We start from the raw sequence: 24,414 nt of genomic DNA, 5'->3' as shown, positions 1-24,414 counted from the left end.
CCTCATTCTAAGGTAGCTGCAACCTCATCAGAGATCTCGCCGTTATGGTAAACTTCCTGCACGTCGTCGCAGTCTTCCAGCATATCGATCAGACGCAACAACTTCGGCGCTGTTTCTGCATCCATATCTGCTTTGGTGGATGGAATCATAGACACTTCAGCCGCGTCCGCTTTCAGGCCCGCCGCTTCCAGCGCGTCACGCACTTTACCCATCTCTTCCCACGCGGTGTAAACGTCAATTGCGCCGTCGTCGAAGGTCACCACGTCTTCAGCACCTGCTTCCAGCGCCGCTTCCATGATGGCGTCTTCGTCGCCTTGTTCAAAGGAGATCACGCCTTTTTTGCTGAACAGGTAAGCCACGGAACCGTCGGTACCGAGGTTGCCGCCCGTTTTCGTGAACGCGTGACGCACTTCCGCAACAGTACGGTTACGGTTGTCAGACAGACATTCAATCATAACGGCTGTACCGCCAGGACCATAACCTTCATAGATGATGGTTTCCATGTTGGAATCTTCATCACCACCCACACCGCGCGCGATTGCACGGTTCAGGGTGTCACGGGTCATGTTGTTAGCCAGCGCTTTATCAACCGCTGCACGCAGACGCGGGTTAGCGTCCGGATCGCCGCCGCCGAGTTTTGCCGCCGTCACCAGCTCACGAATTATTTTGGTGAAAATTTTACCGCGTTTAGCATCCTGCGCTGCTTTACGGTGTCTGGTGTTGGCCCATTTACTATGACCTGCCATAAATAATATCTCCAAAAAGCGCGCCTTTTCAGGCGACGTTAATTACAAACTCTTCAATCGCCTGCCGGTTACTCCACGACTTGGTTAATTGGGCGGCTTCAACCGCATTAACCCAACGATAGGTCAGATGTTCGGTGAACACGATCTCTCGTTCTGAGGGAAGTGCCAGGCAAAACCAGGATTCAGTATTTCGTTCAATTCCCGGTGCATAGCGATGACGTAAATGGCTAAAAATCTCAAACTCCACCGTGCGTTGACAGTCAATTAAGGTCAGTTGCTCAGATGCAACATCAATGGCGACCTCTTCCTTTACTTCGCGCATAGCGGCTTGCGACGCGGTTTCACCCTCTTCAAGGCTGCCGGTGACCGACTGCCAGAAATCAGGATCGTCGCGTCGCTGTAACATCAGCACTCTCCCGGTGTCCTTTGCATAAATCACGACTAACACCGAGACAGGCTGTTTGTATCTCATATCAGTTATTCTCGGCCTTCTTAACAACCTGAATGCTCAGTTCCGCCAGCGCAGCTTCGTTGGCAAAGCTCGGCGCTTCAGTCATCAGACACGCTGCAGCAGTGGTTTTCGGGAAAGCAATAACGTCACGAATGTTGTCAGTACCGGTCAGCAGCATAGTCAGACGGTCCAGACCAAACGCCAGGCCCGCATGCGGTGGTGTACCATATTTTAGCGCATCCAGCAGGAAGCCGAATTTCTCACGCTGCTCTTGCTCGTTAATGCCCAGAATACCGAATACGGTCTGCTGCATGTCGCCGTTGTGAATACGCACAGAACCGCCGCCCACTTCGTAGCCGTTGATAACCATATCGTATGCGTTAGCAACCGCGTCTTCCGGCGCAGCTTTCAGCTCAGCAGCTGTCATATCTTTCGGCGCGGTGAACGGGTGGTGCATTGCGGTCAGTCCGCCTTCACCATCGTCTTCAAACATTGGGAAGTCGATAACCCACAGCGGCGCCCATTTGGCTTCGTCGGTAATGTTCAGGTCTTTACCCAGTTTCAGACGCAGCGCGCCCATCGCGTCGGCAACCACTTTCTTGTTGTCGGCACCGAAGAAAATCATGTCGCCGTCTTGCGCACCGGTACGCGCCAGAATCGCTTCCACGATTTCTGCGTTCAGGAACTTAGCAACCGGGCTGGTGATACCTTCCAGACCTTTCGCACGCTCGGTGACTTTGATGTAAGCCAGACCTTTCGCGCCGTAAATCTTAATAAAGTTGCCGTAATCGTCAATTTGCTTACGGCTCAGTGCGGCACCGCCCGGTACACGCAGAGCAGCTACGCGGCCTTTCGCATCGTTTGCCGGACCAGAGAACACTGCGAACTCAACGTCTTTCACCAGATCGGCAACGTCAACCAGCTCCATCGGGTTACGCAGGTCTGGTTTATCGGAACCGTAACGACGCTCAGCTTCGGCAAAGGTCATGATCGGGAAATCACCCAGATCCACCCCTTTAACTTCCAGCCACAGATTACGCACCAGCGCTTCCATCACTTCACGCACCTGCGGTGCGGTCATGAAGGAAGTCTCAACGTCGATCTGGGTAAATTCAGGCTGACGGTCAGCACGTAAGTCTTCATCACGGAAGCATTTTACGATCTGATAGTAGCGGTCAAAGCCAGACATCATCAGCAGCTGTTTGAACAACTGAGGTGATTGCGGCAGCGCGTAGAATTTACCTTTATGTACGCGAGAAGGTACCAGGTAATCGCGCGCGCCTTCCGGCGTCGCTTTGGTCAGCATCGGTGTTTCGATGTCGAGGAAGCCGTGGTCGTCCATAAAACGACGCACCAGACTGGTAATTTTGGCACGCGTTTTCAGGCGCTGCGCCATTTCAGGGCGACGCAGATCTAAATAGCGATACTTCAGTCGCGCTTCTTCGGTGTTGACGTGGTTAGAGTCCAACGGCAGCGAGTCTGAACGGTTGATGATGGTCAGATCGGAGGCCAGCACTTCAATTTCGCCCGTCGCCATCTCGGCGTTGACGTTTTTCGCGTCACGCGCACGCACGGTGCCCGTAACCTGGATGCAGAACTCATTACGCAGTTCGGAGGCCAGCTTTAACGCGTCCGCACGGTCCGGATCGAAAAATACCTGCACGATACCTTCGCGGTCGCGCATATCGATAAAGATCAGGCTACCAAGATCACGACGACGGTTGACCCAACCACACAGAGTCACCTGCTGCCCCTCGTGGGACAGACGTAGCTGTCCGCAATATTCTGTACGCATGAGATATCCCTTAACTTTGCCGCAGGCGGATTGTCACCTGTCTCGCAGATGACGAAGTCGCAGCTTTAGCTGAATGTCACAACTGAATGAAAAAAGGCGGCTATTATACTGGAAATTCTGCCGCACGATAAGTCCGGTACTGACTGTACGCCTGTTTCCTGGACGGGCATTGCGTAATCTCACAAAAAATAACAAAAATTGTCGCCCCTTTCACACTGATTCGCGCTTAAGGTGTAACGGAATTCTATTTTTTACTGGAGTGAACATGCTGGAACTGAACGCAAAAACAACTGCCCTTGTCGTGATTGACTTACAGGAAGGGATCCTGCCTTTCGCTGGCGGACCTCATACGGCACACGCTGTGGTTGCCCGCACCGCGCAGTTGGCGGAAAAATTCCGTACCCACGGTTCCCCGGTGGTAATGGTGCGCGTCGGGTGGTCTGACGATTACGCCGAAGCGCTGAAACAACCAGTAGATGCTCAGACTCCAGCAAAAGCGTTGCCCGAAAACTGGTGGAATTACCCGGCTGCTCTGGGTAAATGCACCAGCGATCTCGAAGTAACCAAACGCCAGTGGGGAGCCTTCTATGGCACCGATCTGGAATTACAGCTGCGTCGCCGGGGTATCGATACCATCGTCCTGTGCGGCATCTCTACGAACATTGGCGTTGAGTCGACGGCGCGAAATGCGTGGGAGCTGGGTTTCAGTCTTATCATTGCAGAGGATGCCTGTAGCGCCGCCAGTGCTGAGCAACACCAGGGTAGCATGACTCACATTTTCCCCCGCATTGCGCGCGTTCGCAGCGTGGAGGAGATTTTGCAAGCGCTATGATCTATATCGGTTTACCCCAGTGGTCGCATCCAAAATGGGTGCGTTTGGGGATCACAAGCCTTGAAGAGTATGCCCGCCACTTTAACTGCGTGGAGGGCAATACCACGCTGTATGCGCTGCCTAAAGCCGATATTGTTGCCCGCTGGCAGGCACAGACCACCGATACGTTTCGATTTTGTTTTAAGTTTCCGGCGACCATTTCGCATAAGGCCGCGCTGCGTAATTGTGATGACCTGGTACAGGAATTTTTTATGCGCATGTCGCCGCTGGAATCGCGCATTGGACAATACTGGCTGCAATTACCCGCGACTTTTAGCCCACGCGACCTGCCTGCCCTGTGGCAGTTTCTCGACGCGCTCCCCAAATGTTTTACCTACGGTGTGGAAGTTCGCCATCCAGACTTCTTTGCCAAAGGCGAAGCCGAACAGCTATTTAATCGCGGGTTACACGAGCGTGGAGTAAACCGGGTGATTCTGGACAGCCGCCCGGTACATGCCGCAATCCCACATACCGAAGCGATACGTGACGCCCAGCGTAAGAAACCAAAGGTTCCGGTGCATGTGGTGGTGACGGCAAACCATCCGATGGTACGCTTTATCGGTAGCGATGATATGGCACAAAACAGCGCGCTTTTTGCCGTCTGGCTGACCAAGCTGTCACTATGGCAACACACCACGACGCCGTATCTGTTTTTGCATACGCCGGACATCGCGCAGGCCCCGGAGCTTGTTGATACACTATGGTCAGATTTACGCAGTGCTCTGCCAGAGATCGGATCAGCACCGTCTATTCCACAGCAATCTTCTCTTTTCTGAAAATGCCACCTATCATAGTCAAGGCCATCAGCCATTTTAAAAGGGAGTTTGTATGGTAAGCGCGCTTTATGCCGTATTGGGTGCGTTATTGTTAATAAAGTTCTCCTTTGACGTTGTTCGCCTGCGCATGCAATATCGCGTTGCCTATGGCGATGGAGGTTTTAGCGAACTGCAAAGCGCTATCCGCATTCACGGTAACGCGGTGGAATATATTCCCGTCGCGTTAGTGCTGCTGTTATTTATGGAAATGAACGGCGCAGAGACGTGGATGGTGCATCTTTGCGGGCTGATGTTGATTGCCGGACGACTGATGCATTATTACGGATTCCACCACCGGCTTTTCCGCTGGCGCCGTTCAGGCATGAGCGCAACCTGGTGTTCGCTGTTGCTAATGGTGCTGGCGAATCTTTGGTATATGCCCTGGGAGTTGGTTTTCTCCCTGCATTAGCGCACAATACGCCACTTTATTTTTCCCGGATTTTTACGTTATGTCTCACCGCGACACGCTTTTTTCTGCGCCTATCGCCAGTCTGGGTGACTGGACCTTTGATGAACGGGTAGCTGAAGTCTTCCCGGATATGATCCAGCGTTCCGTTCCTGGCTATTCCAATATTATTTCTATGATTGGCATGCTGGCCGAACGTTTCGTACAACCCAACACGCAGGTCTACGATCTGGGCTGTTCTCTGGGCGCGGCGACGCTCTCGGTGCGTCGCAATATTCATCACGAGAATTGCAAAATTATTGCTGTCGATAACTCCCCGGCGATGGTTGAGCGCTGCCGTCGTCACATCGACGCTTATAAAGCACCGACTCCGGTTGAGGTTGTCGAAGGCGATATTCGCAACATTACTATCGAAAATGCCTCGATGGTGGTGCTGAATTTTACCCTGCAATTCCTTGAGCCACCTGAGCGCCAGGCGTTGTTGGATAAGATTTATCAGGGGCTGAATCCCGGTGGCGCGTTGGTGCTATCTGAAAAATTCAGCTTCGAAGACGCGAACGTAGGCGAGTTGCTGTTCAACATGCACCACGACTTCAAACGAGCCAATGGCTATAGCGAACTGGAAATCAGCCAGAAACGCAGCATGCTGGAGAACGTGATGCTCACCGACTCGGTCGAAACGCACAAAGCGCGACTGCATCAGGCCGGCTTTGAGCACAGCGAATTGTGGTTCCAGTGCTTCAACTTTGGCTCTCTGGTGGCGTTGAAAGCTGAGGTTAGCGCATGATCGATTTTGGTAACTTTTATCAGTTGATTGCCAAAAATCATCTGTCCCATTGGCTGGAAACACTTCCGGCGCAAATCGCTGCCTGGCAGCGCGATCAGCACGGTCTTTTTAAACAATGGTCAAACGCCGTCGAGTTTCTGCCCGAGCTAACGCCGCATCGTCTGGACTTACTGCATAGCGTTACCGCAGAAAGCAAAGAGCCGCTCAGCGAAGGTCAGCTTAAACGCATAGACACCCTGATGCGTAACCTGATGCCATGGCGTAAAGGACCGTACTCGCTGTACGGCGTCAACATCGATACCGAATGGCGTTCCGACTGGAAGTGGGATCGCGTCCTGCCGCACTTGTCTGATCTCACCGGACGTACCATTCTTGATGTCGGCTGCGGCAGTGGCTATCACATGTGGCGCATGATTGGCGCGGGCGCACATCTGGCGGTCGGTATCGACCCGACCCAACTGTTCCTGTGCCAGTTTGAGGCGGTGCGTAAACTGCTGGGCAATGACCAGCGCGCGCATCTGCTGCCGCTGGGTATTGAACAGCTTCCGGCGCTCAACGCCTTTGATACCGTATTCTCCATGGGCGTGCTTTATCACCGCCGCTCGCCGCTGGAACACCTGTGGCAGTTAAAGGATCAGTTGGTTAATGATGGGGAACTGGTACTGGAAACGCTGGTCGTCGAAGGCAATGAAAATACCGTGCTGGTGCCGGGCGATCGCTACGCCCAGATGCGTAACGTTTACTTTATCCCGTCTGCACTGGCGCTAAAAAACTGGCTGGAAAAATGCGGGTTTGTTGATGTGCGCATTGCCGACGTATGTGTGACCACTACCGAAGAACAGCGCCGCACCGAATGGATGATTACCGAATCGCTGGCCGACTTCCTTGACCCGAACGACCACAGCAAGACGGTGGAAGGCTACCCTGCCCCACTGCGTGCGGTATTGATTGCGCGTAAACCGTAGTCATTTTTGCCAAATGACTATTACGTATAGCACCATTTTTCCAAAATAGTTCGGTTTGCAACAAGGCGGCGACGCAGCAAATCCCTGGGAGCGTAGATAACTACGTGACCAGGGTGAGCGAGGAAAGCCAACACAGTTGCAGACCGAAATATGCAGGAGAAGGAGAAAAAAAGGCCCCTGTTGAAATTGCAGGGGCCTGGTACGAGCAAGCATCATATTGGGCGACATGATGCAACGGTAAAATCAGTTGGCCTGATGGTGTGCAATGATTGCTTTCATTTCAGCAACCGCCGCCCCGTCTACCGCATAGCGAGAATACTCATCCGCCTGCGCATCCGAAGACATCGACAACCCCGAATTGCGATAACGCATTGGTGAAGCCAGCCATACTCCGGCAGAACTGTGGACTTCCTGCACCCCAGCATCAAGGAACAGGGACAAATTCGAGGCGCGAACCCCCGCTCCGGCCATAATGATTGGAGCACCAGGCTGCGCAATAAGTTCCATTATTTTTGTTAAACCTTGCGCCGCATCTGATTTTTGCCCGGAGGTGAGTACTCTGGCGATGCCCAAATCAGCTAATTTTTTAAGCGTATTGAGTGGGTTAGCACACATATCAAAGGCACGATGAAAAGTGACTTGCAGTGAACCGGCGGCGATCATTATTTTCTCCATGCGCGGCATATCGACATCGCCATTCGCATCTAAAATGCCGGTCACCAGCCCTGAGAACCCCAGTTCTCTGACCATCGCTATATCATCCAGCATTGCAGCGAACTCACCTTCGGTGTAACAAAAGTCGCCTCCACGTGGACGAATAATGGGATTGACGGGAATCGAAATGTGCTGGCGAACAGAACGCAAGACGCCCAGTGAAGGCGTTAAGCCCCCTTCTTTGGGTGCCGAGCAAAGCTCAATACGATCCGCGCCGTTTTGCTGCGCCGCGTGCGCGCACTCCATGCTGTAACAGCAGATTTCCAGTATAGTCATGCTCACTCCTGACGTTCGCTTGCCACAATGGTTTCAATCGACCACGGGTGGAATTTTATCGTCACGCTACCATCGCTAACCGCCAGCGTCGGATTCGGTAAACGTTCACGTTCTCCTTTTGGCGAGCTGGTTTTCACAAATATACCAGGTTGACTCAGACCGTGATCGGAAAGCAGCGCCAGCGCTCGCGCATTCAGCGTTTGTGCCTCACCCGGCAGAACAATTTCAATATGTTCCCAGCCTTCATGTGGGTAACGTTTTTCGCCCGGCCACGGCAGTTCGACGATGGAAAATTGCCAATGTTGCACACAAACCGGCTCATGCAGTTTAAAAAGACAAATAGGTCTGCCGTTAATGATGTTTTCTGACAACAATTCACCGCACTGTTCAAACCCACGACGCCAGCGTTCTGCAGTGGTATTTTGATGGCAACGCAAGGAAATGTGATCGGCTTCCAGGCCTGTGATATCCAGCCCAAGACGGGTAGAAAGTTCCGTTAATGCCTGCGTGAAATGCGGTAAATCTGCAGAAATATCCTGTAGTTCTGCAACGGTTTGCCAGTTCGCCATATTAAAAGCTCATATCCATGTTCAAAGTCGCTAATTTACTCTGTTGCGCTGCGCCATCCAACCGCTGTTTTCTCCGAACACATCATGGATAAATTTACGCCATTGCATGGTTTATATTTCAGGCTACTGGCGGTACACACAATGCTGACGGCAACGGGCATTTGCAGTATAATCCCGCCCTTAATTCTTAAACTGGTGCGGTGAATTTTAGACCGCTTCATAAATGTAAGGTATTCCGGTGAATATTCAGGCTCTTCTCTCAGAAAAAGTCAGTCAGGCCATGATTGCTGCAGGCGCGCCTGCAGATTGCGAACCACAGGTTCGTCAGTCAGCAAAAGTACAGTTCGGCGACTATCAAGCTAACGGCATGATGGCTGTCGCTAAAAAACTGGGTATGGCGCCGCGACAACTGGCTGAGCAGGTGCTGACTCATCTGGATCTCAACGGGATTGCCAGCAAAGTTGAAATTGCAGGCCCGGGCTTTATCAACATTTTTCTCGACCCGGCATTTCTGGCGCAGCACGTTCAGCAGGCGCTGGCTTCCGATCGTCTGGGCGTCACCCAACCGGCTAAACAAACCGTTGTGGTTGACTACTCCGCGCCTAACGTAGCGAAAGAGATGCACGTTGGTCACCTGCGTTCCACCATCATCGGTGACGCGGCGGTGCGTACGCTGGAATTCCTTGGTCACAAGGTTATCCGCGCCAACCACGTCGGCGACTGGGGTACTCAGTTCGGTATGCTCATCGCATGGCTGGAAAAACAGCAGCAGGAAAATGCCGGAGAGATGGCGCTGGCTGACCTGGAAGGTTTCTACCGTGACGCGAAAAAACATTACGACGAAGATGAAGCCTTCGCGGAACGCGCCCGTAGTTATGTCGTGAAGCTGCAAGGCGGCGACGAATACTTCCGCGAGATGTGGCGTAAACTGGTCGACATTACCATGTCGCAGAACCAGTTAACCTACGATCGCCTCAACGTTACCCTGACCCGTGACGACGTCATGGGCGAGAGCCTTTACAACCCGATGCTGCCTGGCATCGTGGCCGATCTCAAAGCCAAAGGCCTGGCTGTTGAAAGCGAAGGCGCTACCGTCGTATTCCTTGATGAGTATAAAAACAAGGAAGGCGAACCGATGGGCGTTATCATTCAGAAGAAAGATGGCGGCTATCTCTACACCACAACCGACATCGCCTGTGCCAAGTATCGTTACGAAACCCTGCATGCCGATCGCGTACTGTATTACATCGACTCTCGTCAGCATCAGCACTTAATGCAGGCCTGGACCATCGTACGTAAAGCTGGTTATGTGCCGGATTCGGTGCCGCTGGAACACCACATGTTCGGTATGATGCTGGGCAAAGACGGTAAACCGTTCAAAACCCGCGCTGGCGGCACGGTTAAACTGGCCGATCTGCTGGATGAAGCGCTGGAGCGCGCACGTCGCCTGGTCGCGGAGAAGAACCCAGACATGCCTGCCGATGAGCTGGAAAAGCTGGCAAATGCGGTCGGTATCGGCGCGGTGAAATACGCGGATCTGTCCAAAAACCGTACCACCGACTACATCTTCGACTGGGACAACATGCTGGCGTTCGAAGGCAATACCGCGCCGTACATGCAGTATGCTTACACCCGCGTACTGTCCGTATTCCGTAAAGCGGATATCGACGAAAGCGCGCTGGCAAATGCGCAGGTGATTATCAACGAAGATCGCGAGGCTCAGCTGGCTGCGCGTTTGCTGCAGTTTGAAGAAACGCTGACCGTTGTTGCACGTGAAGGTACACCGCACGTGATGTGTGCTTACCTATACGACGTTGCCGGTCTGTTCTCTGGCTTCTACGAGCACTGCCCTATCCTCAGCGCTGAAAACGAAGAGGTTCGTAACAGCCGACTGAAACTGGCACAACTGACGGCGAAAACCCTGAAGCTGGGTCTGGATACACTGGGTATCGAAACCGTAGAACGTATGTAATTACCTCAAGTAATGTGAAAGCCCGCGCTATGTCGCGGGCTTTTTTATTTTCCCTGACCCGTTCTCATGGCAGCGCAATCAGGCCTACGAGAAGCGGCTACGTTCACTGTAATTTGTAACAGCCCACAAGGAATGACACATTTCCCTAGAGATATGGAACATTTTTTGCCTGTCATCCCGTTTAAGCCTCCGTATCATTAGGCGGCGAATTAATCGGGTACGGGTCAATGACATTCAGAGATTTTGAGGCGGAAGAAAAACTCTTTCAGCGGCGTGTATTGGTGGCCTTTGGCCTGGTGGTCATCTGTTTTGGCATCCTGATTTACAATCTGTATAACTTACAAATCTGTCAGCACCAGTATTACACCACCCGGTCGAATGCAAACGACATCAAAATGCTACCCGTCGCCCCCACGCGTGGCATGATTTACGATCGCAACGGCATCCCGCTGGTGCGCAACGTCACCTGGTACGATATTTCCGTTACGCCTTATAAAATCAGCGATATGAATGCGTTAATCCAGCAGCTCACGCCCATCGTTGACCTCACTCCTGATGATATTGATCAGTTTCGCCATGAGCTAAAAGCCAGCAGCCGCTATCGTCCGGTCGTGCTAAAAAATGCGCTTACCGATGTGGAAATCGCCCGTTTCTCGGTAAACCAGTTTCATTTTAGCGGCGTAAACATCAATAGCTACGAAGACCGCCAGTATCCCTATGGCGCGGCGCTGGCACATGTCCTTGGCTATGTTTCAAAAATCAATGACAACGACCTGAAAGCTCTGGATCAAAAGGGTCAGGCTGAGAACTACGCCGCCGATCACAATATCGGTAAGCAAGGTATTGAGCGCTATTACGAAAATGAACTGCATGGAAAGACCGGTTATCAGGAGGTGGAAGTAGATAACCACGGACGCATCGTACGCCTGCTCAAAGATGTGCCGCCCGTTGCCGGAAAAAATATCCATTTGACGCTGGATTTACATTTACAGCAATATATTGAGAGCTTGTTGGCTGGCCAGCGTGCCGCCGTTTTAGTTGAAGATCCACACGACGGTTCTGTACTGGCGATGGTCTCAAACCCCAGCTATGACCCTAATCCGTTTGTCAAAGGCATTAGCTATCAGGACTATAACAAGCTACTCCAGGATAAAGACCTGCCATTAATCAACCGCGTCACACAGGGATTGTACCCCCCCGCTTCAACGGTCAAACCGTATATGGCGATGTCAGCATTACTAAACGGTGTGATCACGCCGCAGACCAGTTTCTTCGGTGCTCCTACCTGGACGCTACCCGGCACCGAGCGACATTACCGTGACTGGAAAAAAACGGGCCACGGTATGCTGGATGTCACCAAAGCGATAGAAGAGTCTGCCGATACATTCTTCTATCAGGTGGCGTATATGATGGGGATCGACCGGATTAACAGCATGCTCAGCCAGTTTGGTTACGGTAAACCGACCGGCATCGATCTTGATGAGGAGTATAACGGCCTGCTCCCGAGCCGTGAATGGAAGCAAAAAGTGCATAAAAAAGCCTGGTATCAGGGGGATACTATCTCAGTTGGCATCGGCCAGGGCTACTGGATTGCCACTCCTATCCAGATGGTCAAAGCCATGGTCGCACTGATTAACAACGGCAAGGTTATCGTCCCTCACCTGCTACTCGATGAAGAAAATGGCAAAACCCTCACGCCGTATCAGGCTCCAGAAGCACCGTCACAAATCGCCTCAGCCTCGTCACCCTACTGGGAACTGGTGCGTCAGGCGATGTTCGGCATGGCGAATGAACCAAATGGTACAGGTTATAAGTTCTTTCACACCGCACCTTACGGCATTGCGGCGAAAAGCGGCACCTCGCAGGTCTTTAGCCTGAAAGAAAATCAGACCTACAATGCGAAGATGATCCCTGTCCGCTTGCGCGACCACGTGTTCTATACCGCATTTGCGCCCTATAAGAACCCGAAGGTCGCGGTGGCGTTAATTCTGGAAAACGGCGGCAGCGATGGTGTCACCGCCGCGCCGGTTATGCGTCAAATCATGGATCATCTCTTTGCCCCGCAGGACAACACGGTACAAACAGTGACGACTCAACCATCAGGTCCGATAGCGGTAGCGCCATCGAATACCGATATCAAAAATACTTACGCAAGTATTCGGTAAGACACAGCATCGCCATCGCTTGTCCGTAAGGCATAGAAGTCCGAGGGATGTTGCGGTAGAAATCGAGATTGTGTCCCATCCCGGTGCCAAACGAGGTGTGCAGCAGTTCACCTTCCGGTGAAATATGCTGCACAATGCCACGAATGGCTTTTTCGGCCACCAGCGTATACTCTTGCCCAACATAGCGTTTACGTACAGCTTTGAGGATCCCATAAGCAAATCCGGCAGTTGCCGATGCTTCCAGATACGACTGCGAGTCGTCCAGCAAGGTATGCCACAACCCACTTTCATCCTGGCATTTCGCCAGCGCCGCGATTTGTGCGTTCAGGACCTGTACCAGATAGCGGTGAACGGCATTGTTTTCTGGTAAATCAAGTAATTCGAGAAAGTCCGGGATCACGATAGTTAACCAACTGTTGCCACGCGCCCAGCGGGCATTGGCAAAGTTATGATTTCCTTCATAGCTCCAGCCGTGGAACCACAGCCCCGTGTCTTTATCCATCAGGTTTTGCACGTGCAGCAGGAACTGATACGTTGCCTCTTCGATGTAGTCAGGGCGATTGAGTAACTTGCCAATCTTCGCCAGCGGTAAAACCGTCATCATCAGCGTGTCATCCCACATCTGCTGGTGGTTTTCTTCCGCCAGCGTAATGTGTTGCATACCGCCGAACTCGGTACGCGGCATCTCATGCATTGCCCACTCAGCCCAGCTGTCGAGCCACGGTAGATACGCTGGATTACGCGTCTCTTCATAGCGATACGCCAACGTTAAAAATGGCGCCATGGTGTTAACGTTTTTGGTGGTTGCACCTTCAGCAAAGCGATCGGCAAACCAGCTATCGATGATATCGCGTATCGTTTCATCGCCGGTTTGCTGATAGTACTGATACATCCCGTACAAGCCGACGCCGTGCGTCCACTCCCATCCCGCCCAGCCTTTGGTATCAATTACGCGTCCATCGTCCAGACGCAGCAAGAACTCACCAGTTTCGTCATGAATATTGACCAGGTTATGCGTCACCTTTTTGATCAGCGTTTTTAATTCATCCCTGGCAATAAAATGTTCTGGCTGGCGCAACAACGGGCTATGTTTAACCGGGTAAACAATCATTTACTTAACCTCTGTCAATGTCGGATTCAATGCTGTGACCTGCCCCTGTTGCGGCGCAGCAGCTGTATTTGGGAGGCCCCGCAATCCTCGCTTTGACAATGGGCATCCTTATAGAGGCACAGTAAAAGCAAACAGGAAGCGAAACCTTTCTATTTCTGCCAGAAGGATTCGTGAAATGGCAACAATACAAAGAGTCCGGCAACGTACGTCACCTATTTTATAAAACTGCGTTTCTATTTAATTGAATGAGAGGCTGGAATGTTGAAACAACCAGCAGTTTCAACTGCTGGTTTGAATGACGGAGGGTGTTAACGGTAGTTCACAATCACCTGATTGCTCTGAATGCGTAACGCGGGGATCAGGCGACCACCGCCGGGGACTTCCCAGACAAAATGCATCGGTTCAATGGCCGGAACATTATTGAACCCGTTGGTGGTCCCACTTTGCCCGTCCAGCTCGACACAACGGGACTGAGAACATAAACGCACCCGCAGACCTGCGGGCGTGGGGCCATTCAGCTCATAGCGCCAGGCTACCAGCGTCATTAAGCCAGAGACCGGCTGGCCAGGAACCAAAGGCGCAGACGAGGCTGACTGGCCACGGTGATTTAAGGTGATCCCCATACCGCTTGCCTGCCAGGCCCCTTCTCCGGCGGCCTGCGCCACCAGAGGAAAAAACAACAACCACAGTAACTTGCGCATTATTTACCTCCAATGGTCGCCGTCATGCGGATATGGCGGTTATCGGAAAGCTCCATGTTCGATAACACAACCAACTGCGGGATGCTGCGACGTAAAAACCGCGCCAGCAGCGGACGCAACGCGTGATTAACCAGCAAGACCGGCGGCGCGCCCAACATTTCCTGCCGGGACAGCGCTTCCTGTGTTTGGGCCAGCAGGCGGTCTGCAAGCCCAGGCTCCAGGCCACCCCCCCCCTGCAGCGCTTGCAGCAGCAAACGCTCGAGCGGAGTATCAAGACCGATAACCTGAACCTCTTCATTACCCGGGAACCACTGCTGAGTGATGGCGCGTCCCAACGCAACACGGACGACCGCGGTAAGCTCATGCGGATCGTTTTGCAGCGGCGCATGTTCCGCCAGCGTTTCAAGAATAGTGCGCATATCACGAATCGGTACTTTCTCGTCCAGTAAGTTCTGCAGCACTTTATGCAGCGTGGTGAGCGTCACAACGCCCGGCACCAGATCTTCCGTCAGCTTTGGCATTTCCTGCGACACTCGATCCAGTAACTGCTGCGCTTCCTGACGGCCAAACAGCTCAGCGGCGAACTGGCCAATCAGGTGATTTAGATGCGTAGCAACAACAGTACTGGCTTCAACCACCGTAAAGCCCTGAATCTGCGCCTGTTCCTTCAATGCGCTTTCAATCCAGATAGCGTCCAGTCCGAAAGCCGGATCGACCGTTTTCTCGCCCGGCAGCGACCCGGCAGCAGTACCCGGGTTAATGGCCAGCCAGCGTCCCGGATAGGCGTCACCGCTGCCAATTTCTACCCCTTTCATCAAAATTCGATAGCGGGCCGGCTGCAGATCCATATTGTCACGGATGTGTACCACCGGCGGCAGGAAGCCCATATCCTGAGCAAATTTCTTACGAATACTGCGAATTCGCCCCAGTAACTCGCCATCCTGCTGAAAGTCCACCATTGGGATCAGGCGATAACCTACCTCCATTCCCAGCGAATCTTCCAACTGCACGTCGTTCCACGTGGCTTCCACCACGGAGTTGTTTTCCGGCATTTTCACCGGCTGCGGTTCATCTGGCGCTTTTTGCTCACGACCGCGCATCCACCAGGCCAGGCCCAGCAATGCGGCAGTAAACATCAGAAACACCAGGTTCGGCATGCCCGGAACCAGGCCCAAAAGTCCAAGTACCGCCGCACTGAGCAACATGACACTAGGATTGCTGAACAGTTGGGTCACCATCTGTTCGCCTACGTCCTGGTCGGTACTAACGCGGGTCACGATCACGCCCGCAGCGGTAGAGATAACCAGAGCAGGAATTTGTGCCACCAGCCCGTCACCGATGGTCAGCAGGGTATAACTTTCCGCAGCGCTGCCCATGCTCATACCATGCTGCAACACCCCAACTAACAGACCGCCGACTACGTTGATCACCATGATCAAAATACCGGCAATGGCGTCTCCACGGACGAATTTACTCGCACCGTCCATTGAGCCGTAAAAATCCGCTTCCTGGGTCACTTCCGAGCGTCGTTTTTTAGCTTCATCTTCGCCAATCAGACCGGCATTCAAATCCGCATCAATCGCCATCTGCTTGCCGGGCATACCATCCAGCACGAAGCGCGCGCCAACCTCGGCGATACGCCCTGCACCTTTGGTGATTACCATAAAGTTAATGATGACGAGAATCACGAAGACCACGATGCCGATCGCAAAGTTACCGCCTACCAGGAAGTGACCAAAAGCTTCAACCACCTTCCCCGCCGCCGCCGCGCCGGTGTGTCCTTCCATCAAAATGATACGGGTCGACGCAACGTTCAGCGCCAGGCGTAATAATGTGGTAAACAGCAAAATCGTCGGGAATGCGGCAAATTCCAGCGTACGCTGGGTGAACATCGCCACCAGCAGTACCATGATCGACAGCGCAATGTTAAATGTGAACAGCAAATCGAGGACGAAAGCCGGCAGCGGCAGCACCATCATCGACAGGATCAGCAGGATGAGGATCGGTCCGGCAAGGATTTGCCATTGCGTGGATTTCAGGTTGCTGGGCAAACGCAGCATCGCGACCAGATTAGCCATCAGTATTCTTCTCGTTCATGAAATCCAGTGCTTCAGGCACCGGAAGGTTTTCAGGTTGTGGTGGACGTTTGCCGCCAGCCAGACGCCAGCGTTTTAGCTGCCATACCCATGCCAGCACTTCGGCAACGGCGGCATATAATTGACCCGGTATTTGCTGACCAATTTCAGCATGGCGATAGAGCGCACGCGCCAGTGGTGGCGCTTCTAACGTAGGGACACGGTGCTCTGCGCCAATTTCACGAATGCGCAGCGCAACCAGCCCGGCCCCCTTAGCGACAACTTTCGGCGCACTCATTTTGTTCTCGTCATACTTCAACGCTACTGAGTAGTGCGTAGGGTTAGTGACAATAACGTCTGCTTTTGGTACATCCGCCATCATGCGACGCTGAGCGGCCGCGCGCTGCATTTGACGAATTTTGCCCTTAACGTGCGGGTCACCTTCGCTTTGCTTAAATTCGTCACGGATATCCTGGCGCGACATGCGCAGCTTTTTCAGATGGCTGTAAATCTGGAAAAAAACGTCGAATCCCACCATCGGAATGACGCCAAGCACCACTAACAACGCGCACATGCCGACCAAATCCAGGGCGTTACCCATTGCCGCAATCGGAGATTCCGCCATCAGCCGCATCATTTCTGGCCACTTGTGCCAGAGATAAAACCCGGCCACGCTGCCCACTAACGTCGACTTCAGTATCGCTTTGAGCAGTTCTGCGCCGGTTTGCGCGGAAAACATGCGCTTAATGCCCGGCAACGGATTCAGCTTAGAGAATTTGGGTTGCAGGGATTTACCGCTGAAAATCAAGCCGCCAAGCATCACCGGGGAGATTAATGCCACCAGAACGACGCCGGTAATCAACGGCAACAGCGCAATCATCGCGTCTTTAATCAGCAGGATGATTTGGCTGAGGATCAGGTTTGGATCGTTGACCATACTGTGGTCAAAACGTAATCCGGCCGACAGCATACCGGCCAGTCTGCGGGCAAGCGACTCCCCGCCAATCCAGATAATGCACACGCCCACCAGCAAAATAAGTAGTGAGGTTAGCTCTTTGGATCGGGGGATCTGCCCTTCTTCCCGCGCTTTTTCAAGTCGGTGGGGTGTGGGGGCTTCTGTTTTGTCGTCGTCGCTTTCTTCTGCCACGCATCAGACCCTGGATAGAGATATAGGCGAGAATGATGCCAGAACAGCTATCCAGCAATGGGAAGAGTAAGCGGTAAAAAAGACGGGATTTATGGCTTTAAGCAGAATCGCGCGTAAGCCGGATGAGAGGCCCACGCCTCACATCCGGCAAATACTCATCAGAACCCGAGGCTATCCAGCAGGTCGTCAACCTGATCCTGGCTTGCCACTACGCCAGCTTTCGAGGCGTCAACCTGCGGGCCGTTCAGCAAGCTTTCGTTTTCACGTTTAGGACGAGCGCCCTGTTCCGGAATGTTTTCCAACAGAACCATCAGCAGCTGGCGTTCAATTTCCTGGATAACATCCATCATGCGCTTGATGACCTGTCCGGTGAGATCCTGGAAATCCTGCGCCATCATGATGTCCAGCAACTGGGCATTGGTAAAGCTGGTATGTCCGGGCACATCACCAAGGAACTGACGGGTATCGGTGACCAGTTCACGAGCGTCTGACAGTTCGATCGGATTTTCGAACCATTCATCCCAGCGTTTGGTCAGGTCTTTGGCCCCTTTTTCCATCGCGTCCTGGTGCGGCTGCGAAGCTTCGACGCTGTTCAGCGCGCGCTCTGCCGCCTGAGCGGTCATCTGTACAACGTAATCGAGACGATCGCGGGCATCGGGAATTGCTTCTGCCGCTTCGGCAATGGCCTGATCCAGCCCCAGTTCACGCAGGCTGTCGCGCAGCATTCGGGTCAAACTGCCGATGCGCGCGATGATGTCCCCTGCAGAGTGTTCGTCAGCAGGTTTAATTTGTGGTTGCATCATCATCACACCCTCACATGCCCAGTTTCTCAAAGATTTTATTCAGTTTTTCTTCCAGCGTCGCCGCCGTAAACGGTTTCACGACATAGCCACTGGCACCTGCCTGTGCCGCCGCAATGATGTTCTCTTTTTTCGCTTCCGCCGTGACCATCAGCACCGGCAGAGAAGCCATCCCACCATCTGCACGGATGGTTTTCAGCAGTTCCAGTCCATCCATGTTCGGCATGTTCCAGTCAGAAATAACAAAACCGAATCCCCCTGCCTGCAGCTTGTTCAGCGCATCCACGCCATCTTCAGCCTCTTCAACATTGTTGAATCCCAGCTCTTTAAGCAGGTTACGCACGATGCGACGCATGGTGGAAAAGTCATCCACAACCAAAAACTTAAGCTCTTTATCCGCCATAAAAATAAACTCCTGATTCAAATACGTATTGCCTGTCCGGCACTAATTTTCACCAGCATTTGCTGGCTCACCTGGCTAAGATCGACCACTTCGCTTACGCCACCCATATTGATGGCCTCGCGCGGCATGCCGAACACCACACAACTTGCTTCGTTTTGCGCAATGGTCCAGGCACCCGCCTGGTTCATCGCTAACATTCCGGCTGCGCCATCGTTGCCCATACCGGTCAGGATCACCCCAACGGCATTACGCCCCGCATGTTTCGCCACCGAATGAAACAGCACATCCACTGAGGGCCGGTGCCGGTTAACCGGCGGACCGTCATGAATTTTGATTTGATAGTTCGCGCCGCTGCGCGCCAGCTCCATATGCTTGTCGCCAGGCGCGATATACGCATGCCCAGGGAGAACGCGCTCTCCGTCCTCTGCCTCTTTTACGGTAATCTGACACAGTTTGTTCAGACGTTCGGCGAACGAACGGGTAAATCCTGGCGGCATATGCTGGGTAATAAGAATACCGGGACTTGAAAGCGGCAATGGCTGGAGTACATGGCGAATTGCCTCTGTTCCTCCGGTTGAGGCGCCGATGACCAGCAGTTTTTCTGAACTGAGTAATGGCCCCGTTTTCAAGGTCGTCGGTGCCGCCAAGGGTTTGTGGGCGGCCAGTTTTGCCCGCGATGCGGTGCGGATTTTCTCCGCAATCATCTCGCTATACGCCAGCATGCCTTCGCGGATCCCCAACTGAGGCTTGGTGACAAAGTCAATCGCCCCCAGTTCCAGGGCCCGCAGCGTGACCTCAGAACCTTTACCGGTCAGTGAAGAAACCATAACCACCGGCATCGGACGCAGGCGCATCAACTTCTCAAGGAAATCGAGGCCGTCCATGCGCGGCATTTCCACGTCCAGCGTCAGGACGTCGGGATTGTATTTTTTGATTAAATCCCGGGCGACCAACGGATCCGGCGCCGTCGCCACCATTTCCATATCACTGTGGCTGTTAATAATTTCGGTCATGATTTGACGCATCAATGCAGAATCATCTACCGACAACACCCTGATTTTACTCATGCTTTATCCTTACCTGGCGCATGCGCATACACGGTCTGTCCACGCAGGCTAAACTCGCGCACAAGGTTGCTAAAGTTTTCTGAATGACCTGCAAACAGCAGTCCGTCAGGTTTAAGAAGTGGAACAAAACGGTGCAAAATGTCCTGCTGCGTCGTTTTATCGAAATAGATCATCACGTTACGGCAAAATATGGCATCAAAAGGGCCTGGCACGTTGTACTGCTTATCCAGTAAATTGACGCTGGAAAATTCAACATGACCTGCCAGTTCCTGCCGAACGCGTACCAACCCTTCATGCGGCCCGGTGCCGCGCATGAAATAACGCTGCAACTGCTGGGGTGACAGCGTCTTTAGCTCATCGAGGCGGTAAATGCCGTTTCTGGCCTTTTCCAGCACTTCGGTATCAATGTCGCTGGCAAAAACACGCCAGCGGCCCGGTGCCATACCTAAGGTATCGGCAAGCGTAATCGCAATGCTGTAGGGTTCTTCTCCGGTTGATGCCGCCGCGCTCCAGACGCGGTATTCACCGCTGCGCCGACGAGCATGATCTGACAGCACCGGAAAATGATGCCCTTCGCGAAAAAATGCGGTCAGGTTGGTAGTCAGGGAGTTAATAAAAGCCTGCCACTCAGCACTGTTCTGGTTAGCTTCCAGCATGCTGAGATAGCGACCAAAGTCATCCAGCCCCAGGGTACGCAAACGGCGGACCAGGCGGTTATAAACCATATCCCGCTTGTGGTCGGCCAGTACGATCCCCGCACGCTGGTAGATTAATTGACATATCCGACGAAAATGCGCGTCAGACAGCGCGAGGCGCTGTGTCATCTGTAACAATAATGACGTTTGCCCGGTGGGCAGAGATGATGTCATAGCGCCTTCTCAATCACATTCAGGATACAACGGGCACAACCTGCGGCTGCGCCAACTCTTGTTTTGCTACGGTTTGCTCTTCAAGCTTGAAAAATGCGACACAGGCGGAAAGATTATCGGCCTGTGTGGCGAGTTGTCCGGTGGCGGATGCGGCTTCTTCCACCAGCCCGGCGTTTTGCTGCGTCACTGAGTCCATCTGGCTGACGGCCTGCGCCACCTGCTCAATGCCTCTGCGCTGTTCATCGGATGCCGAGGCAATCTCGCCCATGATGTCGTTAACCCGGGTCACCGAACTGACAATTTCTGTCATCGTGCGCGACGCCATATCCACCAGTTGCGAGCCCTGATGCACCCGGGTGACTGACTCCTCAATGAGCCCCTTAATTTCTTTCGCCGCCTGCGCGCTACGGCTTGCCAGATTACGCACTTCACCAGCGACGACGGCAAAACCACGCCCTTGCTCCCCTGCCCTGGCGGCCTCGACCGCGGCATTCAACGCCAGGATATTGGTCTGGAAGGCAATGCTGTCAATCACGCCGATGATGTCGCCGATTTTCTGCGAGCTGGCAGAAATCTCATGCATGGTGCTGGCAACCCGGGACGTCTGCTCGCCACCTTTATGCGCTGTGTCTGCCGCACTTTTGGCGATTCCTGACGCCTGGCGCGCGTTATCAGCGTTCTGGCCGACGGTAGCGGTAAGTTGTTCCATGCTGGCCGCCGTTTGTGCCAGCGCGGCCGCCTGCTGTTCGGTTCGCGAAGATAAATCGTTATTGCCCATCGCGATTTCTGAAATACCGCTATGCATGGCTGAGCTGCCCTGACGAACGTCACTTACCGTTTCGCGTAACGCCTTTTGCATCTTCTGCAGGCTGGCAAAAATGGCCGAGATCTCATTGCGCCCATAAACCGCTACTGGCCGTGCCAGATTCCCCGCGGCAATACTGTCGAAATGGCTGCCAATAATCGCCAGCGGCTGAACAATCATCTTGCGTGACCAGAACAGCGCACCGCTGGTGAGCAGTGCCGCCAGGACCACCATGGTGGCGAAAATCACCCCCGACATATGGTAATTGCGCTGACTCTGCTCTCCTGCCGTTTGCAACACGCGGTCGATGTTGCTCTGCCACGCATTCACATTCGCATCAAAAGCATCTTGAGCCGCCTGCACCGGCGCGGTCAGAAAATCTGACAACTGATTGTTTTCAAGCCAGGTGGCCTGATGCGCGAGATCGCTGTGCCACTGGTTGAAACTTTTCTCCGTCGCGCTTAACAGCGCCTTGCCTTGTTCCGTCGAATCCGACGTCGCCATAAATCGTTTAAACATCAATTCAGACTGCGCCAGGCTGTCGCGCGCAAGGGTCATCAGGGTTTTGATGTCCTCTGGCGGATAGCTCAGGGCGGTCAGCGTCCCTGCCTTATTAAGGGCCGTACTGGCCTGTAATAACACAGCGCGGGTTTGGGCCAGCGCAGCGCGTTGCTGATTACTCCGTTCGACCTGATTCAGGTTCTGAAAACCGTCCCGAAATGCCCAGAAGGACAAGCCATTACTGCCAATCTGCAAAACACCGCAGAGGATTAAAATCAAAAACAGCGTGGTCGAAATTCGAATACGATTAAACATCAACGCTCCCATCAGGCGGCACTGGCCGCGGTTTAACTGTCAGTCAAAATGTTTCCCAATTCGTATCTTGTTCAATGCTCTGGCGCGGATAGGATGCGCTCGGCGCTGCAGGTAATCGTGTATCGCGTGGTTTTGTCGAGGCCGGACGTGACGCAAGACGGAAAGTCGATACCGACTGCGTCAGGCGACTGGCCTGTTCTTCAAGAGCGGCCGCTGCGGCAGCCGACTCCTGTACCAAAGAGGCGTTCTGCTGCGTAACGCGATCCATTTCAGAGACCGCGAGCGCAACCTGATCAATCCCCCGGCTTTGCTCGTCGGAGGCCGAGGCAATCTCACCCATGATATCGGTCACCCGCGTCACGGCATTGACGATGTCGTTCATCGTTTCCCCAGCGCTTTCTACCAGTACAGAACCGGTATCAACCCGGGAAACGGAATCTTCAATCAATGCTTTAATCTCTTTCGCCGCCTGCGCACTACGGCTTGCCAGATTACGCACTTCTCCCGCCACCACGGCAAAGCCGCGGCCTTGCTCACCGGCGCGAGCAGCTTCAACCGCCGCGTTCAGTGCGAGAATGTTGGTCTGAAAGGCAATGCCATCGATGACGCTAATGATGTCGGCAATTTTCTTCGAGCTATCGGCAATTTCGTGCATGGTGTTCACCACGCTATCAACCACTTTGCCGCCATGCTGCGCGGTGTCCGAGGCGCTTTTCGCCAGTTGCGAGGCCTGACGCGCATTGTCCGCGTTTTGCTTCACGGTTGCGGTCAGCTGTTCCATGCTGGCTGCGGTCTCTTCCAGCGCAGACGCCTGCTGTTCCGTACGAGATGAGAGGTCCGTGTTTCCGCTGGCAATTTCGCTGGTACCGGAATAAATCGCATCAGAGCCTTCACGCACCAGAGTGACGGTTTCCGTCAGCGAGCGCTGCATATGATCAACCGTACTGGCCAGCTCGCCGATTTCGTTACGACCACTAACGGCAAGAGTTGCGGTCAGGTTACCGCTGGCGATTTCCCGAATATGGGCAATAACACGGGACAGAGGATTAAGCAGGGTATGACGGATGCCGTACCAGACCACCACCAGAATCAGCACCAGCACCAAGGCCAGCACGCCAAGCTGCCATTGGGCGAAATGGTAATCCCGCGCGCTTTGATCAAATGCCTGAACGTAAAGCTTTTCGCTAACGCTGGCGTACTTGCCCAGCGCCTCGCCGAGCGCGTTTTGCATTCCCTGCGTAGGCTGCGCAAAGTAGGCGTCCATATTGCCGCTTTCCAGAAACTGAACCAGTTCTGCCAAGGCCGCATGATACTGCTGATATTTTTCCTCAACGTTGCCGCTGGCTTCTGCCATTTCCGGCAACGGTGTGATGTTTTTAAATTTTGCGTAATGCGTTTCAGCCTGCGCCAGCGATGCTTTCGCATTCTTCAGCAGATCGTTTTTGGCACTGCTTTGCTGGTTTGACGCATCCATCATCATGCGCGCAGAAGAACGGCTTAAATTGATTCGTGTTTGCAGCATCAGATCCCATGTTGAGGTGAGTTCACTTTGCTGCTGTCGAAGATCGTTAGAAATAACAAAACTTTGCTGATTCTGCTGCAATGAAGAAAACAACAGACCACCGGAAACAAGCTGTAGCAGTGCGAAAACCCCCAGCACCATCATCAGCATTGTGACAACGCGGATACGGTTAAACATAAGGCACCTTCCTGAAAACGAGTTACCAACGTTATCGGCAGTGGCAGAGATAACTTTACGTTTGCAAAAAGGAAATCCTGAAGGGATGTGAAGCCTGGCGAGGGGAAGGTAAAACAGGTGTGCAGCAACCACAAATTATTCACATAAAAACACCATAATTATCATGCAAATAACATACATACTCATCGGTGAGCACGGCCAGATTGGCTGAAATACACTTTTTTGTGTGATTTGGATCACACATACGCATCGTAAATACCACAACAAAATGGATAAAAAATTAAAAAAAGTTGTATCCGTTTACGCTTTAATCCAATTTATATGATGAATACTTCGTTACCACTTAATAAGTATAAAAAATGAGTAACCGATCAATAAATGTTAAATCC

The 24,414-nt window shown here is 53.0% G+C and carries 22 protein-coding genes; 7 read left to right on the top strand and 15 right to left on the bottom strand.

What is annotated here, in order from left to right:
• Positions 1 to 2 precede the first annotated feature (2 nt).
• Genes OGX67_RS26365 through aspS form a run of 3 tightly spaced genes read right to left on the bottom strand, consistent with a single transcriptional unit; the run spans position 3 to position 2,992 of the window.
• Positions 3 to 746 (bottom strand): YebC/PmpR family DNA-binding transcriptional regulator, encoded by a 744-nt coding sequence (locus tag OGX67_RS26365; protein ID WP_003034865.1) that lies wholly within the window; start codon positions 744 to 746, stop codon positions 3 to 5.
• Between the two features lie 28 nt (positions 747 to 774).
• Positions 775 to 1,218 (bottom strand): dihydroneopterin triphosphate diphosphatase, encoded by a 444-nt coding sequence (gene nudB, locus OGX67_RS26360; RefSeq protein ID WP_003844155.1) that lies wholly within the window; start codon positions 1,216 to 1,218, stop codon positions 775 to 777.
• A 1-nt stretch (position 1,219) separates the two neighbouring features.
• Positions 1,220 to 2,992: an aspartate--tRNA ligase gene (gene aspS, locus OGX67_RS26355; RefSeq protein ID WP_003034862.1), complete on the bottom strand. Its 1,773-nt coding sequence runs from the start codon at positions 2,990 to 2,992 to the stop codon at positions 1,220 to 1,222.
• 265 nt (positions 2,993 to 3,257) lie between these two features.
• Here aspS and OGX67_RS26350 point away from each other — a divergent pair, with 265 nt between their 5' ends.
• From OGX67_RS26350 to cmoB, 5 genes are read left to right on the top strand one after another with little or no spacing between them, the layout of a single operon-like run.
• Positions 3,258 to 3,824: a hydrolase gene (locus tag OGX67_RS26350; RefSeq protein WP_044700301.1), complete on the top strand. Its 567-nt coding sequence runs from the start codon at positions 3,258 to 3,260 to the stop codon at positions 3,822 to 3,824.
• Entirely contained in the window at positions 3,821 to 4,639 is an 819-nt protein-coding gene (locus tag OGX67_RS26345) for a DUF72 domain-containing protein (RefSeq protein WP_268044516.1), read from the top strand. The genes OGX67_RS26350 and OGX67_RS26345 overlap by 4 nt, the downstream gene beginning before the upstream one ends.
• Positions 4,640 to 4,691: 52 nt before the next feature.
• Positions 4,692 to 5,087 carry an MAPEG family protein gene (locus OGX67_RS26340; protein ID WP_003034689.1) on the top strand — a complete coding sequence of 132 codons (396 nt, stop codon included), beginning with the start codon at positions 4,692 to 4,694 and terminating at the stop codon, positions 5,085 to 5,087.
• A 40-nt stretch (positions 5,088 to 5,127) separates the two neighbouring features.
• A complete protein-coding gene (gene cmoA / locus OGX67_RS26335) occupies positions 5,128 to 5,871 on the top strand; it encodes a carboxy-S-adenosyl-L-methionine synthase CmoA (RefSeq protein ID WP_003034686.1) in 744 nt (247 codons plus the stop codon).
• A complete protein-coding gene (gene cmoB / locus OGX67_RS26330; protein WP_200054526.1) occupies positions 5,868 to 6,836 on the top strand; it encodes a tRNA 5-methoxyuridine(34)/uridine 5-oxyacetic acid(34) synthase CmoB in 969 nt (322 codons plus the stop codon). The genes cmoA and cmoB overlap by 4 nt, the downstream gene beginning before the upstream one ends.
• A gap of 243 nt (positions 6,837 to 7,079) precedes the next feature.
• On the opposite strand, the gene cutC is transcribed toward cmoB, so the two are convergent.
• Both cutC and OGX67_RS26320 read right to left on the bottom strand, forming a co-directional pair.
• Positions 7,080 to 7,826, bottom strand: a complete 747-nt coding sequence (gene cutC, locus OGX67_RS26325) for a copper homeostasis protein CutC (RefSeq protein ID WP_257651101.1) — start codon at positions 7,824 to 7,826, stop codon at positions 7,080 to 7,082.
• A 2-nt stretch (positions 7,827 to 7,828) separates the two neighbouring features.
• Entirely contained in the window at positions 7,829 to 8,395 is a 567-nt protein-coding gene (locus OGX67_RS26320) for a VOC family protein (RefSeq protein ID WP_003034677.1), read from the bottom strand.
• Between the two features lie 238 nt (positions 8,396 to 8,633).
• On the opposite strand from OGX67_RS26320, the gene argS reads away from it, so the two are divergent.
• Both argS and mrdA2 read left to right on the top strand, forming a co-directional pair.
• Positions 8,634 to 10,367, top strand: a complete 1,734-nt coding sequence (gene argS / locus OGX67_RS26315; protein ID WP_071696444.1) for an arginine--tRNA ligase — start codon at positions 8,634 to 8,636, stop codon at positions 10,365 to 10,367.
• A gap of 227 nt (positions 10,368 to 10,594) precedes the next feature.
• Positions 10,595 to 12,532, top strand: coding sequence for a peptidoglycan DD-transpeptidase MrdA2 (gene mrdA2, locus OGX67_RS26310; protein ID WP_071696443.1), 1,938 nt, complete (start codon positions 10,595 to 10,597; stop codon positions 12,530 to 12,532).
• On the opposite strand, the gene bglB is transcribed toward mrdA2, so the two are convergent.
• The 10 genes from bglB to tar form a co-directional block, all read right to left on the bottom strand.
• Positions 12,504 to 13,643 carry a beta-galactosidase BglB gene (gene bglB / locus OGX67_RS26305; RefSeq protein WP_257646578.1) on the bottom strand — a complete coding sequence of 380 codons (1,140 nt, stop codon included), beginning with the start codon at positions 13,641 to 13,643 and terminating at the stop codon, positions 12,504 to 12,506. The genes mrdA2 and bglB overlap by 29 nt on opposite strands.
• 308 nt (positions 13,644 to 13,951) lie before the next feature.
• Positions 13,952 to 14,344: a flagellar protein FlhE gene (gene flhE, locus OGX67_RS26300; RefSeq protein ID WP_003034667.1), complete on the bottom strand. Its 393-nt coding sequence runs from the start codon at positions 14,342 to 14,344 to the stop codon at positions 13,952 to 13,954.
• On the bottom strand, positions 14,344 to 16,422 hold the full coding sequence (gene flhA / locus OGX67_RS26295; RefSeq protein ID WP_003034666.1) for a flagellar biosynthesis protein FlhA: 2,079 nt from the start codon (positions 16,420 to 16,422) through the stop codon (positions 14,344 to 14,346). The genes flhE and flhA overlap by 1 nt, the downstream gene beginning before the upstream one ends.
• Positions 16,415 to 17,566 (bottom strand): flagellar biosynthesis protein FlhB, encoded by a 1,152-nt coding sequence (flhB, locus tag OGX67_RS26290; protein WP_257651100.1) that lies wholly within the window; start codon positions 17,564 to 17,566, stop codon positions 16,415 to 16,417. Before flhB ends, flhA begins: the two co-directional genes overlap by 8 nt.
• A gap of 158 nt (positions 17,567 to 17,724) precedes the next feature.
• Positions 17,725 to 18,369, bottom strand: coding sequence for a protein phosphatase CheZ (gene cheZ / locus OGX67_RS26285; protein WP_003034659.1), 645 nt, complete (start codon positions 18,367 to 18,369; stop codon positions 17,725 to 17,727).
• A gap of 10 nt (positions 18,370 to 18,379) precedes the next feature.
• Complete coding sequence (gene cheY / locus OGX67_RS26280) at positions 18,380 to 18,769, bottom strand: chemotaxis response regulator CheY (RefSeq protein ID WP_003034656.1); 390 nt, start codon at positions 18,767 to 18,769, stop codon at positions 18,380 to 18,382.
• A 17-nt stretch (positions 18,770 to 18,786) separates the two neighbouring features.
• On the bottom strand, positions 18,787 to 19,836 hold the full coding sequence (locus OGX67_RS26275) for a protein-glutamate methylesterase/protein-glutamine glutaminase (RefSeq protein ID WP_003034651.1): 1,050 nt from the start codon (positions 19,834 to 19,836) through the stop codon (positions 18,787 to 18,789).
• Positions 19,833 to 20,705 (bottom strand): protein-glutamate O-methyltransferase CheR, encoded by an 873-nt coding sequence (gene cheR, locus OGX67_RS26270; protein ID WP_003034649.1) that lies wholly within the window; start codon positions 20,703 to 20,705, stop codon positions 19,833 to 19,835. Before cheR ends, OGX67_RS26275 begins: the two co-directional genes overlap by 4 nt.
• Positions 20,706 to 20,724: 19 nt before the next feature.
• On the bottom strand, positions 20,725 to 22,326 hold the full coding sequence (gene tap, locus OGX67_RS26265; RefSeq protein WP_171859363.1) for a methyl-accepting chemotaxis protein IV: 1,602 nt from the start codon (positions 22,324 to 22,326) through the stop codon (positions 20,725 to 20,727).
• Positions 22,327 to 22,369: 43 nt separating this feature from the next.
• Entirely contained in the window at positions 22,370 to 24,025 is a 1,656-nt protein-coding gene (tar, locus tag OGX67_RS26260; RefSeq protein ID WP_086504025.1) for a methyl-accepting chemotaxis protein II, read from the bottom strand.
• Positions 24,026 to 24,414 lie beyond the last annotated feature (389 nt).

The sequence above is a fragment of the Citrobacter sp. Cf118 genome, from assembly GCF_030334095.1.
GTDB classification, from domain to species: domain Bacteria; phylum Pseudomonadota; class Gammaproteobacteria; order Enterobacterales; family Enterobacteriaceae; genus Citrobacter; species Citrobacter freundii.
Note: the sequence above shows the minus strand (reverse complement) of the source record. Positions and strands in the feature narration are given on the sequence as shown.